At 75.5% G+C, this 15793-nt stretch carries 17 protein-coding genes; 8 read left to right on the top strand and 9 right to left on the bottom strand.

Features of this window, described 5'->3' with window-relative positions; all coding sequences use genetic code 11:
* A partial coding sequence (locus RYN42_RS15650) for a hypothetical protein (RefSeq protein WP_315097680.1) occupies positions 1-327 on the top strand: 327 nt, incomplete at its 5' end.
* Positions 324-1976, top strand: a complete 1653-nt coding sequence (locus tag RYN42_RS15645) for a DUF5719 family protein (protein ID WP_315097678.1) — start codon at positions 324-326, stop codon at positions 1974-1976. The genes RYN42_RS15650 and RYN42_RS15645, both read left to right, overlap by 4 nt.
* 1 nt (position 1977) lies before the next feature.
* On the opposite strand, the gene RYN42_RS15640 is transcribed toward RYN42_RS15645, so the two are convergent.
* Both RYN42_RS15640 and RYN42_RS15635 read right to left on the bottom strand, forming a co-directional pair.
* Positions 1978-2853 (bottom strand): glycosyltransferase family 2 protein, encoded by an 876-nt coding sequence (locus RYN42_RS15640; protein WP_315097676.1) that lies wholly within the window; start codon positions 2851-2853, stop codon positions 1978-1980.
* A gap of 12 nt (positions 2854-2865) precedes the next feature.
* Positions 2866-3363, bottom strand: a complete 498-nt coding sequence (locus RYN42_RS15635) for a metallopeptidase family protein (protein ID WP_315097674.1) — start codon at positions 3361-3363, stop codon at positions 2866-2868.
* Positions 3364-3438: 75 nt separating this feature from the next.
* On the opposite strand from RYN42_RS15635, the gene RYN42_RS15630 reads away from it, so the two are divergent.
* From RYN42_RS15630 to ahcY, 5 genes are all read left to right on the top strand, one after another.
* Positions 3439-3810 carry a DUF3499 domain-containing protein gene (locus RYN42_RS15630; protein ID WP_315097672.1) on the top strand — a complete coding sequence of 124 codons (372 nt, stop codon included), beginning with the start codon at positions 3439-3441 and terminating at the stop codon, positions 3808-3810.
* A gap of 1 nt (position 3811) precedes the next feature.
* Positions 3812-4084, top strand: coding sequence for a hypothetical protein (locus tag RYN42_RS15625; RefSeq protein WP_315097671.1), 273 nt, complete (start codon positions 3812-3814; stop codon positions 4082-4084).
* Between the two features lie 54 nt (positions 4085-4138).
* A complete protein-coding gene (locus RYN42_RS15620; protein ID WP_315097670.1) occupies positions 4139-5602 on the top strand; it encodes a phosphomannomutase/phosphoglucomutase in 1464 nt (487 codons plus the stop codon).
* Positions 5602-5814, top strand: coding sequence for a hypothetical protein (locus RYN42_RS15615; protein ID WP_315097669.1), 213 nt, complete (start codon positions 5602-5604; stop codon positions 5812-5814). Before RYN42_RS15620 ends, RYN42_RS15615 begins: the two co-directional genes overlap by 1 nt.
* Positions 5815-5950: 136 nt before the next feature.
* Positions 5951-7450, top strand: a complete 1500-nt coding sequence (gene ahcY, locus RYN42_RS15610; RefSeq protein WP_315097668.1) for an adenosylhomocysteinase — start codon at positions 5951-5953, stop codon at positions 7448-7450.
* Here ahcY and RYN42_RS15605 read toward each other — a convergent pair.
* Positions 7444-8259 (bottom strand): RDD family protein, encoded by an 816-nt coding sequence (locus tag RYN42_RS15605; RefSeq protein WP_315097667.1) that lies wholly within the window; start codon positions 8257-8259, stop codon positions 7444-7446. The two genes, ahcY and RYN42_RS15605, sit on opposite strands and share 7 nt — an antisense overlap.
* Positions 8260-8309: 50 nt before the next feature.
* Between RYN42_RS15605 and RYN42_RS15600 the strand changes: the two genes are divergently transcribed.
* On the top strand, positions 8310-9299 hold the full coding sequence (locus tag RYN42_RS15600; RefSeq protein WP_315097666.1) for a stage II sporulation protein M: 990 nt from the start codon (positions 8310-8312) through the stop codon (positions 9297-9299).
* Here the strand turns inward: RYN42_RS15600 and RYN42_RS15595 are convergent, their stop codons facing one another.
* The 6 genes from RYN42_RS15595 to RYN42_RS15570 form a co-directional block, all read right to left on the bottom strand.
* Positions 9300-10577, bottom strand: coding sequence for a winged helix DNA-binding domain-containing protein (locus RYN42_RS15595; RefSeq protein ID WP_315097665.1), 1278 nt, complete (start codon positions 10575-10577; stop codon positions 9300-9302).
* A gap of 32 nt (positions 10578-10609) precedes the next feature.
* Positions 10610-11902: a DUF58 domain-containing protein gene (locus RYN42_RS15590; RefSeq protein WP_315097663.1), complete on the bottom strand. Its 1293-nt coding sequence runs from the start codon at positions 11900-11902 to the stop codon at positions 10610-10612.
* 1 nt (position 11903) lies between these two features.
* Positions 11904-12866 (bottom strand): MoxR family ATPase, encoded by a 963-nt coding sequence (locus RYN42_RS15585; protein ID WP_315097682.1) that lies wholly within the window; start codon positions 12864-12866, stop codon positions 11904-11906.
* 47 nt (positions 12867-12913) lie between these two features.
* Positions 12914-14119 (bottom strand): DUF4350 domain-containing protein, encoded by a 1206-nt coding sequence (locus RYN42_RS15580; protein ID WP_315097661.1) that lies wholly within the window; start codon positions 14117-14119, stop codon positions 12914-12916.
* Entirely contained in the window at positions 14116-14784 is a 669-nt protein-coding gene (locus RYN42_RS15575; protein ID WP_315097660.1) for a DUF4129 domain-containing protein, read from the bottom strand. The genes RYN42_RS15580 and RYN42_RS15575 overlap by 4 nt, the downstream gene beginning before the upstream one ends.
* On the bottom strand, positions 14781-15793 hold a 1013-nt coding region (locus tag RYN42_RS15570), incomplete at its 5' end, for a glycerophosphoryl diester phosphodiesterase membrane domain-containing protein (protein WP_315097658.1). The genes RYN42_RS15575 and RYN42_RS15570, both read right to left, overlap by 4 nt.

The following is a 15793-nucleotide window of genomic DNA, read 5'->3' as shown; positions in this document are numbered from 1 at the left end:
GTGTCGGACCCCACGGCTGCAGCCGTGGCCGTGCCGTCGGCGGACCGTGCGGTCGACGCGGCGGTCCCCGCGGGGGACCCGCAGCGACTCGTCGTGCTCGCCGAGCGCGCGGACCCGCGGTGGCACGCGTGGCTGGACGGGCGCTCGCTGCGGTCGGTCGACGCCGGGTGGCGGCAGGCCTTCGCGATCGGTGCGGACGGGGGCGAGCTGGTGGTCCGGTACGACGGCCCCGACCGGACCCCGTGGCTCGCCGTCCAGGGTCTGGTCGCGCTCGTCACCGTCCTGCTGGCGGTGCCGGTGCGCCGCCGGCGGGGAGGACGGTCATGACCGGCAGCGAGGTCGTCGAGGTCCCGCGCCGGCGGCGCGTGTGGCTGGGCAGGACCGCACGTACGGTCTCCGGGCTCGCGGTGCTCGGCCTGACCGTCGGGGTGGTCGTCGCCGGTGCACGGCTGCCCGGCGACGAGCGCACGAGCGTCGCGCCAGGCCGGGTGGCCGTGGCTCCGGCGGCCTCGACGCTCGTCTGCGCCGGCGCCCTCATCCAGCCCGACGACACCGGCCGGGGGGACTCGGCGTTCGACCCGACGCCGGTCGACCCGATCACCACCCTCACCGCGGTGACGTCCGTGCCCGAGCGAGACGCCAGCGCTGCGGGCGCGGTCGGGCCGCTCGACCGGTCGAGCGTGTCGGCGACGCTGGACGCCGGGGGAGACTCCGCGGTCGTCGGCGGCGTCACGGGCCCCCTCGTGGTTCGCGCGGAGCCGGGGGCGGCGCCGGCGCGCGTGGCCGCGGCGAGCGCCGGTCTGGTGACGGCCGGAGACCTCCGGGGACTGGCTGCCTCCTCCTGCCAGCAGCCGACGGCGGACGCGTGGCTGCTCGGCGGCGCCACCGACCTGTCCAGCACGGCCCAGCTCGTGCTCGACAACGCCGGGTCGACGCCGGCCGAGGTCACCGTCGAGATCTGGGGGCCGTCCGGAGCCGTGGACCTCACCGGCGAGCGGTACCTCGTCGCCCCCGGCGCCTCCCGCGTGGTCGTCCTCGGCGGGATCGCGGCCGAGCAGCGGCGCCTCGCGGTGCACGTGTCCGCGACCGGTGGCCGCGTCGGGGTGCATGTCCAGGACTCCGCGCTCGACGGGTTCACGCCCGCGGGGACCGACCTGGTGGTGCCGGGCGCCTCCCCGTCACGACGGCAGGTGGTCCCCGGGGTCTCCGTGGCGGCCTCGGCGGCCGGCGACACGACCGTCTCCGCCCTGCGGCTCCTGGTGCCCGGCACCGTGGGCGCCACCGCCCGCGTCACGCTGCTGGGACCGGGAGGGGTCACGGAGCTGCCCGGTGCCGACGCGCTCGTGCTGGAGCCCGGCGCGGTCACGGACGTCCCGCTCGGCGGGCTGGCCGCGGGCGCGTACACCGCGGTCGTCGACGCCGACCAGCCGCTCGTGGCGTCCGCCGTGGTGGTCCGCCCGGGCGCCGTCGGCGAGCTGGACGACATCCCGAGCGTCGAGCGCGCCTGGTCCGCGTCGAGCGAGACCGGCCGCAGCGGTGTCGTGGCTGTCCCCACCGACACGCGCGGCCTGCTCGTGATCGGCGCCGTGCCGGCAGGCTCCGACCTCGGGGCGGACGGGGCCGCGACCGGCACCGTGCGCATCCTGGGCGTGGACGGCGTGGTGCTCGCCGAACGGCCGCTGCGGCTGCAGGCCGGGACCACGGGTGCCTGGTGGGTCGACGACGTCGCCACCGGCACCGGGGCGCTCACGGCGCCCGATCCCGCCGTCCCGACCGCTGCGCCCGGCCAGCCGGTCGGCGTGGCGGGCGTGGACCTGGTGACGCAGGACGGCTCCACGGTCGAGCTCTCGTGGGCCCTGGTCGCCGCGGTCCTCCAGCCCGACGGGGTGCTCCTGTCGGTGCTGGACCCGGTGCCCGTGCCGCGTGCGGCCGCCGACGTGGCGGTCCGGCAGGACCCCCGCCTCGGCACCCGCTGACTCAGCCCGCCGCGCGCAGCTCCGCCCGCTCCCGCAGCCGCAGGCCGAGCGCCGCCGCCTGCCGGACCGGCCACTGGTACCACCGCGGGTAGCGACGGTGCACATACCGGGCGGCGCTCGCGTGGTGCGCGGAGATCATCGGCGCGGGGGTGGCCCGCCACGACGTGCCGCCCACGTGCGTGACCTGCACCTGGGGGACGTAGAGGTTGACCCAGCCGGCGCGGCCGAGGCGCTCGCCCAGGTCGACGTCCTCGAAGAACATGAAGTAGCCGTCGTCGAATCCGCCCAGCGCCTCGAACGCCTCCCGGCGGACCAACAGGCACGCGCCGGAGAGCCACCCGGCGGGCCGCTGGCCACCGGCGCTGGACTGCCGGGCCTGGTACCGGCGCGTCCAGGGGTTGCCCGGCCACAGCCGCACGAACAGCGCGTGCCCCGCACCCTGCGTGAGGGACGGCAGCTCGCGGGCGGAGGGGTAGACGCTTCCGTCGGTGTTGAGCAGGGCCGGGCCGACGGACCCCGCCGTGGGGGCGGCCTCACCGGCGGCGACCAGCGCGTCGAGCGACCCGGGCGGGAACTCGATGTCGGAGTTGGCCACGAGGATCCACGGCGCCCGGGCACCGGCCGCGCCCAGGTTGGCGCCCCCGCCGTAGCCGAGGTTCTCGCCGCTCGCGACGAGCCGCGCGCCGTACCGGTCGGCGACCGCCTGGGACACGCCGGGGTCCGAGCCGTTGTCCACGATCACCAGCTCCACCGGCGACGCCGACGCGGACGCCAGCGTGCGGGCGAACGTCGCGAGCTCCTCGCCGGGGTGGAAGACGACGCAGACGACGCGGACCAGCGGCGGCGGCTCGGGCGGGGGCGGGACGGGGGTGCTCATCGTGCGGACAGGCTAGTGGGCATCGCCGTACTGGGGGTCCACGTCCTCCGGCGAGCGCCCGAGCAGGTGGGCCACCTGCTCGACGACGACGTCGCGCACGAGGTCGGCGAGGTCGAGGGCGTCGGTGGCCCGCGACTCCACCGGCCGGCGGTAGACCACGATCCGGGCCGGCAGCCCGGCGTCGGCGGGGAAGTAGCGGCCCAGGGGGACGCCCCCTTGCTCCCACGGGGCGGGGCTGGACGGCGGCACGTCCTCGACGGCGAACTCGGTGCCCTCCAGCTGGCGCGCCCAGACCCGCTCGATCCGCTCGACGGCGTCCAGGACGAGGTCGTCGAAGCGCTCGGCGCGGGTGCGGTACGCGGGCATCGTGCTCGGCAGCAGCGGCCCGCGGGGTCCGCGCCCGCGCCGGTCGCGGCGACGCAGCGGGACGACGGCCGTCGTGGGCAGCGCCAGCGTGCGGCGGCCGACGCCGGGGGTGCGGCGGGCGGGCGGCGGAGGTGCGGAGCTCACCTCTGCACTGTAGATCGCGGACGGGTGACGGCGTGGGGGGCACGGCCCGTCGGCGGCCGGGGGTACCGTCAGCGCGTGAGATCCGTGAGGCAGTGCTCGCGCACGGCCTGTGGCCGTGCGGCCGTGGCCACGCTGACGTATGTGTACGCCGACTCGACCGCCGTGCTGGGGCCGCTGTCGCAGCACGCCGAGCCGCACTCGTACGACCTGTGCGTCGAGCACGCCGAGCGCCTCACGGCCCCGCGCGGCTGGGAGGTCGTGCGGCTCACGCCCGAGTTCACGGCCGCGCCGCCCAGCCATGACGACCTGCTGGCGCTGGCCGACGCCGTCCGGGAGGTCGGCCGACGGACCGTACCCGAGCCGGTCGGCCTGCCGGAGGCCGTCGGCGCCCTGCTCGACGAGGCTCCTCGCCGTGGGCACCTGCGCGTGCTGCGGGGAGAGGGCTGACGTGGCTCGTCGCAAGGGGGACGCCGCGCGCGCCCGCGCCGAGCGGGCGTCCGAGCCGCTCGGGTCGATCAGCCAGCCGATGGGCGCCGGCGTCCCCGGCACGGCCGCGTGCCTGCGCTGCGGGGAGGCCGACCTGACCCGGATCCGCATGGCGCTCACGGACGGCCGTCAGGTGGTCTTCGTCTCCTGCCCCGCGTGCGAGCAGCGCAACTGGTTCCCGCTGGACGGCTCCGGGGTCCCGCTGGACCGTGACGACGTCGTCGGCGGCGCCTGACGCCACCGCGGGCGTCCGGCCGTGGCGCCGGGGTGCCCCGGGTACGATCACCGCGTGACCTCCCCTGCAGCCGACCGTGTCGATCTGTCTGCCCTCATCAAGGCCTACGACGTCCGGGGCGTGGTCCCCGAGGAGCTGAACCCCGCCGTCGCGCGGGCGATCGGCGCGGCGTTCGCCGACGTCGTGGTGCTCCCCGAGGCGACCGACCACCCGCGGGTGGTCATCGCCAACGACATGCGCCCCTCGGGCCCCGAGCTGGTCGCGGCGTTCGCCGACGGGCTGGCAGGGAGGGGCGTCGACGTGATCCGGATCGGCCTCGCGTCGACCGACGGCCTGTACTTCGCGTCCGGCGCGCTCGGCATCCCCGGCGCCATGTTCACGGCGAGCCACAACCCGGCGCAGTACAACGGCATCAAGCTGTGCCGCGCGGGCGCCCGGCCGGTGGGCCAGGACAGCGGCCTGACGACGGTGCGGGAGCTGGCGGGCGACTACCTCGCCGGCGCCGTGCCCGAGGTCGACGCCGCGCAGCGCGGCACGGTCGAGGACCGCGACATGCTCGCCGAGTACGCCTCGTTCCTGCGCTCGCTGGTGGACCTGTCGGGCATCCGGCCGCTCAAGGTCGTCGTCGACGCCGGCAACGGCATGGGTGGCTTCACCGCCCCGGCCGTTCTCGGCACGGGGGCGGGGCTGCCCGAGCTGCCGCTCGACGTCGTGCCGCTGTACTTCGAGCTGGACGGCACGTTCCCCAACCACGAGGCCAACCCCCTCGAGCCCGAGAACCTGCGGGACCTGCAGGCGGCGGTCGTCGAGCACGGCGCCGACCTGGGGCTCGCGTTCGACGGCGACGCGGACCGCTGCTTCGTCATCGACGAGAACGGCGACCCGGTGAGCCCGTCGGCCATCACCGCGCTGGTCGGGCTGCGGGAGGTGGAGCGCGAGCGCGCCGCCGGTCGCACGCCGACCGTGATCCACAACCTCATCACGTCCCAGGTGGTGCCGGACCTGCTGCGCGCGGCCGGGGCCACGACGGTCCGCACCCGGGTCGGCCACTCGTTCATCAAGGCGCAGATGGCCGAGCACGACGCGGTGTTCGGGGGCGAGCACAGCGCGCACTACTACTTCCGCGACTTCTTCTTCGCGGACACCGGCATGCTCGCGGCGATGCACGTGCTCGCGGCGCTGGGTGGCCAGCCGCACCCCCTGTCCGCGCTGTCCGAGCAGTTCCAGCCGTACTCCGCGAGCGGGGAGATCAACTCCCGGGTCGCGGACGTGGCGGCGGCGCGCGAGCGGGTGATCGAGGCGTACGTGACGCAGCAGGGCGCCGGGCCGGTCCAGGTCGACGAGCTGGACGGCCTCACCGTGTCGCACTGGGACGGGCACCCGCAGTGGTGGTTCAACCTGCGGGCGTCCAACACCGAGCCGCTGCTGCGGCTCAACGTCGAGGCGGCTGACGAGGACATCATGGAGAAGGTCCGCGACGACGTGCTCGCGCTGGTCCGCCAGGACGGGCAGTCCTGATGGCCGGCCAGGAGCAGGGACGCACGCTGGAGCCGTGGGCCCGCGAGCTGCTGCGCTGCCCGGTGACGGGCGCCACGCTGGTCGACGGCGTCGGTCCGGACGGCGAGCCGACCCTGGTCTCCACCGACCCGGACAACCCGCTGGCCTATCCGGTGCGCGACGGCATCCCCGTCCTGCTCGTCACCGAGGGCGTGCCGACGAACGCCGTGTGACGCGGGTCACCCCGGGCTAGCATGTCCGGGACGGCGTGGGTGATGCCCGCAGACCGAGAGGGGTCGCGCCGGCGCGCACGACGAGGGCGAGAGCCCCCGGCCGTCACGCCCACCGCACGCGCACCCCAGGAGTGAGATGTCTGTGACCACGTCGTTCTCCGAGCTTCCCGGCCAGTACAAGGTCCGTGACCTGTCCCTGGCCGAGGCGGGCCGCCACCAGATCCGCCTCGCCGAGCACGAGATGCCCGGCCTCATGGCCCTGCGGGACGAGTTCGGCCCCACCCAGCCCCTCGCCGGTGCCCGCATCGCCGGCTCCCTGCACATGACGGTGCAGACCGCGGTGCTCATCGAGACCCTGGTGGCCCTCGGTGCGCAGGTCCGCTGGGCGTCGTGCAACATCTTCTCGACGCAGGACGAGGCTGCCGCAGCGGTCGCCGTCGGCCCGCTCGGCTCCGTCGAGGCGCCCTCCGGCGTGCCGGTGTTCGCGTGGAAGGGCGAGTCCCTCGACGAGTACTGGGAGTGCACCGAGCAGATCCTCGTGTGGCCCGGCGGCGCGGGTCCGAACATGATCCTCGACGACGGCGGTGATGCGACGCTCCTGGTGCACAAGGGTGTCGAGTACGAGGCCGCCGGAGCGGTGCCGTCCGACCCTCGTGCGGGCGAGCCGGGCTACTCCGAGGAGCTGACGGTCATCCTGGGCACGCTGCGCCGCTCGCTGGCCGCCGACCCGCAGCGCTGGACGACGATCGCCGCGGACATCGTGGGCGTCACCGAGGAGACGACCACGGGGGTGCACCGGCTCTACCAGCTGGCGGAGGCGGGGAGCCTGCTGTTCCCCGCCATCAACGTCAACGACTCCGTCACCAAGTCGAAGTTCGACAACAAGTACGGCATCCGCCACTCGCTGCCCGACGGGATCAACCGCGCCACCGACGTGCTCATGGGTGGCAAGGTGGCGTTCGTCGCCGGCTACGGGGACGTCGGCAAGGGGGCCGCGGAGGCGTTCCGGGGCCAGGGTGCGCGGGTGATCATCTCCGAGGTGGACCCGATCTGCGCGCTCCAGGCGGCGATGGACGGGTACCAGGTGGCGCGCCTGGACGACGTCATCGACCAGGCCGACTTCGTCATCACCACCACCGGCAACAAGGACGTCGTCTCCGCCGCCCAGATGGCCCGGATGAAGAACAAGGCGGTCGTCGGCAACATCGGCCACTTCGACAACGAGATCGACATGGCGGGGCTTGCTGCGGTGCCGGGGATCACGCGCACGGAGATCAAGCCGCAGGTGCACGAGTGGACGTTCCCGGCGGGCACAGGCGACGACGACCGACCCGAGCGGTCGATCATCGTGCTCTCGGAGGGCCGCCTGCTCAACCTCGGCAACGCGACCGGCCACCCGTCGTTCGTCATGAGCAACTCGTTCTCCAACCAGGTGATCGGTCAGATCGAGCTGTTCACCAAGCCCGAGGAGTACGCCCGCGAGGTGTACCGGCTGCCCAAGGTCCTGGACGAGAAGGTGGCGCGGCTGCACCTCGACGCCCTCGGGGTGCGGCTCACCGAGCTCACCAAGGAGCAGGCCGAGTACCTGGGGATCGACGCGTCCGGCCCGTACAAGCCGGATCACTACCGCTACTGAGCGGGGTCCGGGACGCCGTGGGGGAGTCGGTGCAGCTGCGCCGACTCCGCGGCGTCCCGCTGGTCCGCCCGCAGCCGGGCGCCGAGCTCGCGGTCGCGGCGCTCGGCGAGGACCGCGGCGAGGAACGCCTCCGGGTGGGTGCCGAGCGGCGGCAGCGGGTTGACGTAGCGCTGCACCTCGGCGGTCAGCTGGGACCCCAGCTGCACCCGTGAGGCGGGGTGCAGGGACGTGGTGCGGCCGAGGAACTGCCGGACCGCGAGGGCCAGGCCGTCGGGCAGGCGCGCGAGGTCCGCCCCGTGCGCCCAGCCGGCGAGCTGCGGCGGCATCGTGACCGGCGTGCGCACCTTCGCCGCCCCACGCACGCGCACCGCGTAGGTGCCCGCCAGGATGTCGCCGACGCGCTTGCCCTGCGGGTGCACGATCGAGCTGATCAGGGCGACGGTGCCGAGCGTGAGCCACAGCTCGACGACGCCGACCAGCGCGCGCACGAGCGCCTGCCGGAACACCAGGGGGCCGCCGTCGTCGCGCACGACGCGGATCCCCATCGCCTTCTTGCCCAGGGACCGGCCCCGGGTCAGCGTCTCCACGGTCGTCGGGAGCACGACCATGACGGTCGCCAGCAGGACGACGGACAGGATCCGCGTCACCTCCTCGGACGGCGCCGAGCCGAACACCCCCACCGCGATGCTGAGCACCAGCACGCCGACGCCGAGGACCAGCAGGTCCAGCAGCGCCGCCAGCAGGCGGGTGGCCGCGGACGTGGGCCGCGAGTCGAGCAGGACGCCTTCGCCCGTGATGATGCCGTCCATGCTGGGCAGGTTAACCGGTGCGCGGCCGCAGGGATGGCAGGCTGTGCGGCATGGACCTGGACGCCTTCGAGCGCGCACGCTCGGCCGACTGGGCGCGGCTCGACCAGCTGGTGCGGCAGCGCCGCCGGACCGGTGCCGACGCGGACGAGCTGGTGCGCCTCTACCAGGCGGTCGCCACCGACCTGTCCAGCGTGCGGTCGGCAGCCCCCGACCCGGAGATGGTGACCCGGCTGTCGATGCTGGTGGGCCGCGCGCGGGCCGCGATCTCCGGCACGCACGAGCCCAGCTGGCGCGACGTCACGGCGTTCGTCACGGTCGCGCTGCCCGCCGCCCTCTACCGGATCCGGTGGTGGACGGTGGGCGTCATGGTGGCGTTCGTGGTGCTGGCGGTGACGGCCGGCGTCTGGGTGGCCACGCAGCCCGAGGCGCTGGCGTCGATGGGGACCCCGAGCCAGCAGCAGGAGTACGTCGAGGAGTCCTTCGCGGAGTACTACTCGCCCGGGGCGGGGTTCGCCGCGATGGTGTGGACCAACAACGCCTGGCTGACCGCGGTCTGCGTCGCCACGGGCATCACGGGGATCCTCCCGGTGTACTTCCAGGTGAGCAACGCGATCAGCGTCGGTGCCGCCGGCGGCATGATGGCCGCGCACGGGCACCTGGACGTGTTCCTGCAGCTCATCGCCCCGCACGGGCTGCTCGAGCTGACGGCGGTGTTCGTCGCCGGTGCCGCCGGGCTGCGCATCTTCTGGACCTGGATCGACCCGGGTCCCCGCACGCGCAGCGTGGCGCTCGCGCAGGAGGCGCGCGCGCTGTTCACCGTGGCCATCGGGCTGGTGGGCGTGCTCGCCGTCTCCGGCGTCATCGAGGGGTTCGTCACCGGCTCGGGCCTGCCGTGGCCGGTCAAGGCCGCCATCGGGGCGAGCGCCCTGGCGGCCTTCTGGACCTACACCCTCGTGCTGGGGCGCCGGGCGGTCCGCGCAGGGCACACCGGTGACCTCGAGGCGGACCGCGCCGGCTACGTGCTGGCCACCGCCGGCTGATCAGGCCGGGTCCACCACCACGGCCCGGCGCTCGTCGGCGCCCGACGCCATGAGGTCGACCAGGCTCTCCGCCTCGGCCTGCAGCTCCTCGCGCTGGACGGCGGTCGGGCGGGCGAACGGTCGCACGGTGAGCGTGACGGTGCCGCGGGGCCTGGGGTCCCGCGGCACGCTCCACGTCCCCGCCACCCGGCCGTCCCCCCCCGCCCGGTGCCGGGCGGGCGGGGGGCCCCCGGGCCGCCGGGGGCGGGGCCGGGGGCGGGGGGGCGGGGGGCCCCGCGCCACGCTCCACGTCCCCGCCACCCGGCCGTCCAGCAGGAACGTGGCCGGCACGACGCCGTTCGGGCTGGCGAGGTACGGCCGGTGCTCGGGCGAGATGATCCGGGAGCGGTCCGCGTGCCCCAGCAGCACGTTGTCGTAGTCGGGCAGGAACCGGACGGGGGCGGGCGCGTCGGGGTCCGGCAGCGGGGCGCCCGGCACGTCGAGCAGCTCGCGCTCGCGGACCGCTCCGGGCGACGGCTCGGCGCGGTACCGGACGAGGTCGAGGCGGTCCACCACCGCGCGCAGCCCGGTGAGTCCCGACCAGCTCTGCAGATCGGCGACGGAGGCGGGACCGAACGCCCTGAGGTAGCGCCGCACGAGCCGCTCCTGCTCCGCCGCGAGCACGACGGGGTCCGCGAGGTCCGGGGCGGCGGCGGTGCGCTCCGGACCGAACCAGGACCACGCGGTCGTCCACGTGGTGGCCCCCGACCGGCCCCACACCCCGCGCGGCGGTACCTGCACCAGCGGGAGCGTCGCCCGGGCGGCGTACGCGAGCGTGCCCGGTGCCACGCCCGGCCACCGCTCGGCCAGCAGCCGTCCGAGCTCCGTGGTCACCCGCGGCTCGGCCTCTACGAGGTCCCGGGCGGTCGCGGTGAGCTCGTCGATGTCGAGCGTGCGCAGCGCGGCACTGTGCTGGGCGTTGACCAGCAGGTCCTTGGCGTGCAGCGGGGCGATCAGCCCGGGCAGCAGCAGGGCGTCGGCGGCCGTCACGAGGTGGATGGTGCTGCGCATGACGACGATGCGCGCGACGGTGCGGTCCCAGAACGCGTCGGCGAGCTCGTCGGTGCGGAACCCCGCGACCCGGCTCCACAGACCGACGTAGGGCGACCAGGCGTTCTGCGCCTGCAGGCCCACCAGGTGGTCCACGACCTCGAGCGCGGGACCCGGGTGCCGCGCCAGCAGGTGCTGGCGGGCCAGGAGCGCGCGGTTGAGGTGGGTGCGGGTGAGCAGCTCGGGCACAGGCGGAACCTACCGGCGCCCGCCCACGGACGTCACAGCCGGCCTGTGGCCTTCAGGGCGAGGTAGGTGTCGGCGAGCCGGGGTGCGAGGTCGTCGGGCAGGGCGTCGACCACCTCCGCCCCGCGCTGGCGCAGCCGCACCGCGACGGCGGCGCGCTCCAGCCCCACGCGCTCGGCCGCGGCGGCGTCGAACAGCGCCGCGGCGTCGGTCCGGGAGGTGCGCAGCGTGTGCACCTCGGGGTCCGACACCGACGCCAGGACCACCTGGTGCCGCTCCGTGAGCTGTCCGATCACGCCGAGCAGACCCTGCTCGATCGCCGCGGGGTCGAGCGCCGTGAGCAGGACCACGAGGGCGCGCTGGCTCAGCCGTTGCCTGACCTGGGCCACCACAGCCGGCCAGTCCGTCTCGACCAGCTCCGGGTCGGCCAGCGCGAGCGTGTCCGCGAACGCCGGCATCACCCGGGCGCCCGTGGCGCTGGCCACCCGGCCGCGTACCCGGCGGTCGTGCACGAGGAGCTCCACACGGTCGCCCGCCTTGGTGGCCAGCGCGGCCAGCAGCAGCGCCGCCTCGATGGAGGCGTCGATCCGTGGGGCGTCCAGCACGCGCACGGCCGACGTGCGTCCCGTGTCGAGCACGATGAGCACCCGACGGTCGCGCTCCGGCCGCCACGTGCGCACGACCACGTCGGAGCGCCGGGCCGTCGCACGCCAGTCGATCGAGCGCACGTCGTCGCCGATCACGTACTCGCGCAGGGAGTCGAACTCGGTGCCCGGACCGCGCACCTGGACGGCCGCCCGCCCGTCGAGCTCCCGGAGCCGGGCGAGCCGGCTGGGCAGGTGGCGTCGGGACGCGAACTCGGGGAGCACCCGCAGCCGGCCCGGGACGGTGAGCGATGCCTGCCGGCCGGCCAGCCCGAGCGGTCCGAAGGTGCGGATGGTGACCCGGTCGGCGTGCGCGTCACCGCGCCGCGTAGGTACCAGGACGGTCTGCACTCGCGCCCCGTCACCCGCGCGCACGTCCACGCGGTGCCGGTCGACCCGCGCGCCGGTCGAGGGCGGCCAGGCATCCCGCACGAGCGCTCGCAGCCGTCGCCCACCTAGCGCGGTGAGCGTCAGCGTCGAGGCGGCCGACTCGGTGAGGCGGACCGAGGCGGGCACCTCGCGGCGCACCCCGACCCGGCGCGGCGAGGCCGCGAGCAGCGCGTCGACCACGCACGCGACCACGACGAGCAGCGTCCACAGCAGCACCGTCCCGGTGGCGGGCACCAGGAGCACGACGACCAGGCCGACCGCGGCCAGGGCGACCGCGCGCCACGTGACCGCCACGTCAGCGGGGGACGGGGACGGACGCCAGCACGGTGTCCAGCACGCTCTCGGTGCTCACGCCCTCGAGCTCTGCCTCCGGGCGCAGCTGGACGCGGTGGCGCAGCGTCGGGTGGGCGAGCGCCTTGACGTCGTCGGGCGTCACGTAGCCGCGACCGGACAGCCAGGCCCAGGCGCGCGACGTCGCCAGCAGCGCCGTGGCACCCCGGGGGGAGACGCCGAGCGACAGCGACGGCGACCGCCGCGTCGCGCGGCAGACGTCGACCGCGTAGCCCAGCACCTCGGGGGAGACCTGCACCCGGGCGACCTCCGCCCGCGCGCGTGCCAGCATGTCCGCGGTGGCCACCGGACGCAGACCCGCACCGGCGAGGTCGCGGGGGTCGAACCCGGCGGCGTGCCGGCTCAGCACCTCGATCTCCTCGTCGCGCTCCGGCAGCGGCAGCACGAGCTTGAGCAGGAACCGGTCCAGCTGCGCCTCGGGCAGCGTGTACGTGCCCTCGTACTCGACCGGGTTCTGCGTCGCGATCACCAGGAACGGGTCCGGCAGCGGGCGCGGGGTGCCGTCGACCGACACCTGCCGCTCCTCCATCGCCTCGAGCAGCGACGCCTGGGTCTTGGGAGGCGTCCGGTTGATCTCGTCGGCCAGCAGCAGGTTGGTGAACACCGGGCCCTCGCGGAACGAGAACTCCGCCGTGCGGGCGTCGTAGACGAGCGACCCGGTCACGTCACCGGGCATGAGGTCCGGGGTGAACTGCACGCGCTTGGTCTGCAGGTCCAGCGCGGCGGACAGCGCGCGCACCAGGAGCGTCTTGGCCACCCCCGGGACGCCCTCGAGCAGCACGTGGCCGCGGCACAGCAGCGCGATCACGAGGCCGCTGACGGCCGCGTCCTGCCCGACGACGGCCTTGGCCACCTCGGCGCGGACCGTGCCGAGCGCCGCGCGCAGCTCCTCGGACGGTTCGTGCAGCTGGGTGGCGGTGGGTGCAGTCGATCCCCACGGGGGGCTCTGGTCGCTCACGTTCGGTGAACCTCGCTCTCGAGATGGTCCAGGTCACGGGCCAGCCGGGCCAGCCCGCGGTCGTCGGTCGGTGGGGGTCCGTAGAGCAGCGCCTCGACGTCCTGCGGCTGCCGGTGGGTGGCACGCGCGACGGCGTCGACGACGAGCGGCGCAGGTGCGGAGCGGGGCAGCCCGAGCCGACCGGCGCTGCGAGCCGCGGTGCCGGCGCGCAGTGCAGCGGCGGCGTGCCCGTAGGACCGGGCGCGCCGGTACAGCCGGCCACGGCCGCGGGTCGTCTCACCGGACCGCACCACGACGGGGAGCTGCTCCGTCACCAGGCGTCCGAGGCGCCGGCCCCGCCACACGGCCGCCACGGCGACGACGAGCACGAGCTGCAGCGCGAGGACCGGCACGACCGGGGGCACCAGGCCGCCCAGGCCGGGGTCGGCGGTGGCGTCGCCCGCCCCGACGTCGTCGAGCGAGGGGATGTACCAGACCAGCCGCTCGTGCCGGCCGAGCGCGCGCAGCACCAGGGCGGCGTTGCCCTCCTCGGCGAGGTGCTCGTTGGTCAGGGGGGCGACGTCGGCCAGCGCGACGATCCGCCTCCCGTCGGCCTGCGCCACCGCGTAGGCGCCGCCGATGTCGGTGCTCGAGCCGGGGGCCGGGAAGCAGACCACGGCGCCGGGTCCGGTGGCCAGCAGCGAGCCGCTCGCGGTGAGGGCGCCGGCCGCGGCGGCGTCGGGGTCGTCGCACTGCGCCGTGCGGACCTCGGGCGCGCCGGACGAGCTGCCGCCGGCCGCGAACGCGTCGGTGAGCAGGCCGACCGCCCAGCCCGCGTCGACCAGCACCAGGTCGGCGCCCGTCGCGTCGAGCGCGTCGACCTGGTCCGCCTCGAGCAGGTAGTCGCCGACGACCAGCACGGTCGACCCGGGTGCGGCGAGGGCCGACACGTCGGCGATGTGCCGCACGTAGCGCACGTCCACGCCCTGGCGCCCGAGGATCTGCGCCGCCGCGCGGGCACCGAGGTCGGCCGGGTTGTCGGGCGCGAGCGTCAGGGTCGAGGTCCGCGGCTCGGGCAGGGCGGAGAGGATCCCGGCGACGACGACGAGCCCGAGCAGGGCGAGGGGCCAGCGCAGCCGCCGCCACCGCCGTGCCGACCTGCTGCGCACGGAGGTGCCGTCGCCCACCACGGGCGCGTGCACGGTGACGGTCGGTGTGCTCATCGGGGTGCGGCCACGAGCGTGTCGGGCGTGTCCGCGCCGGCCGACGGGCGTGCGTCCCGGACGCGGACGTCGAGCTCGCGCAGGCGGCGCTCGTCGTCGGCGGTCGCGGGCTCGTGGCCGTACGCCACGTCGTCGAACGTGCGCCCGGCGGCGACGAGCTGCTCACCCAGCGCGGGCAGGCGGGCCGCGGCGGCGACCGCGGCCTCGTGCGCGGTCCGGGCTGCTCGCTCGTCCAGCACGGTCCGCTCCTCCAGGCCACGGACGACGGCACGGAACCGCTCCAGCACGGCGAGCGACCAGTCGGCCCGGGCGGCGGCGGCCTCGGCGGCCGCACGGATCTCTGCGGACGTCCGGGCGTCGTCCGCCGCCAGGACGGACCGGTCGGACGAGGCGCGCCGGGAGAGCCGCACCGGGCCCGTGATGACGTACGCCACCACCACGACGGCCAGGACGACGCCGACGACCACGAGCACGGCGACCGGGCTGAGCGCCGCCGGCGTCTGCAGGCCCGCCAGCTGCTCGCCGATCCAGTCCAGCAGCCGACGCAGGAGCGAGCGCTGCTGGTGGTAGACCGGGTCGAGCAGCTCCTCGGTCGCCCAGCGCCGCCCGGTCGCGGCATCGGGCTCGACGGGCACGCCGGCCGCAGCCCGGGCGAGCAGGGTCACGCCGTGGTCTCCGCGGCGCGCGCCAGCTCGACGTCGAGGCCCTCGCGGCGCATCCGCACGTCGATGTACAGCAGGGCGACGACCGACGACACGAAGGTGGTCGACAGCGTGGTCGCGATGACGGTGGCGATGCCGATCAGGACGACCGACCCGAACGACGTCACGCTGGGGTCCCGCAGCACCAGCTGGGCGATCAGGGTGGCCGGGAAGAGGATGAACTGCGCGATGATCCCCGCCAGGAAGGACGTCAGCAGGTAGATCCCGAGCAGGCGCCAGAAGCTCCCGCGGGTGAGCCGCCACGCCCGGCCCACCGTCGGCCAGAACTTCTTGCCCTCGAGCATGAGTGCCGCAGGCACCAGCAGCGTCCGCGTGGAGAACCAGACCGCGGCCACGACGAACGCGAGCCCGCCCAGCAGCCCGAGCGCCACGGCGGGCCCGGTCTGGTCGTTCACCGCGAGCAGGACGACGCCGCCGACCAGCACCCCGAGCACGGCGGCGACGGCCAGGCCGCTGAGGAACGTGAACCCGACGACGAGCCACACCCGCCACGAGCGCAGGACCTCGCCGACCGTCGCCACGTGGCCGAGGACGGACCGGCTCACCGAGACGATGAGCAGCCCGGTGAGGACGGTCGAGGCGATCGTCGTCACCGGCGCGGCGATGAGCAGCCCGAAGGACTGGCCCAGCTGGTCGGCGACACCCATCTGGCCGGACGGGTCCAGCTCTCCGGACAGGTCGGCCAGCTGCGGCGCGACGACGCCCTTGACGTACCACTGGATGACGGACTGGAGGGTGACGGCGACCGTGACCACGAGCGCGGCGAGCCCGAACATCACGCGCGGGTTGGCGCGGACGGCCCGGAAGGCGCCGTCGTAGATCTCGCCCATGCCGAGCGGCCGCAGGGGGATGATCCCGGGCTGCAGCGCCTGCGGGCGCCAGGCGACCCCGGGCGGTGGCGGCGCGGCAGGCCCCCACGACCCGTAGCCGCCGGGGGGCTGCTGCCCCCACC

The sequence above is a fragment of the uncultured Cellulomonas sp. genome, assembly GCF_963527515.1.
Taxonomy (GTDB): Bacteria; Actinomycetota; Actinomycetes; order Actinomycetales; family Cellulomonadaceae; genus Cellulomonas.
The sequence above is the reverse complement of the archived record's forward strand: the minus strand, read 5'-3'. Positions and strand labels throughout refer to the sequence as shown.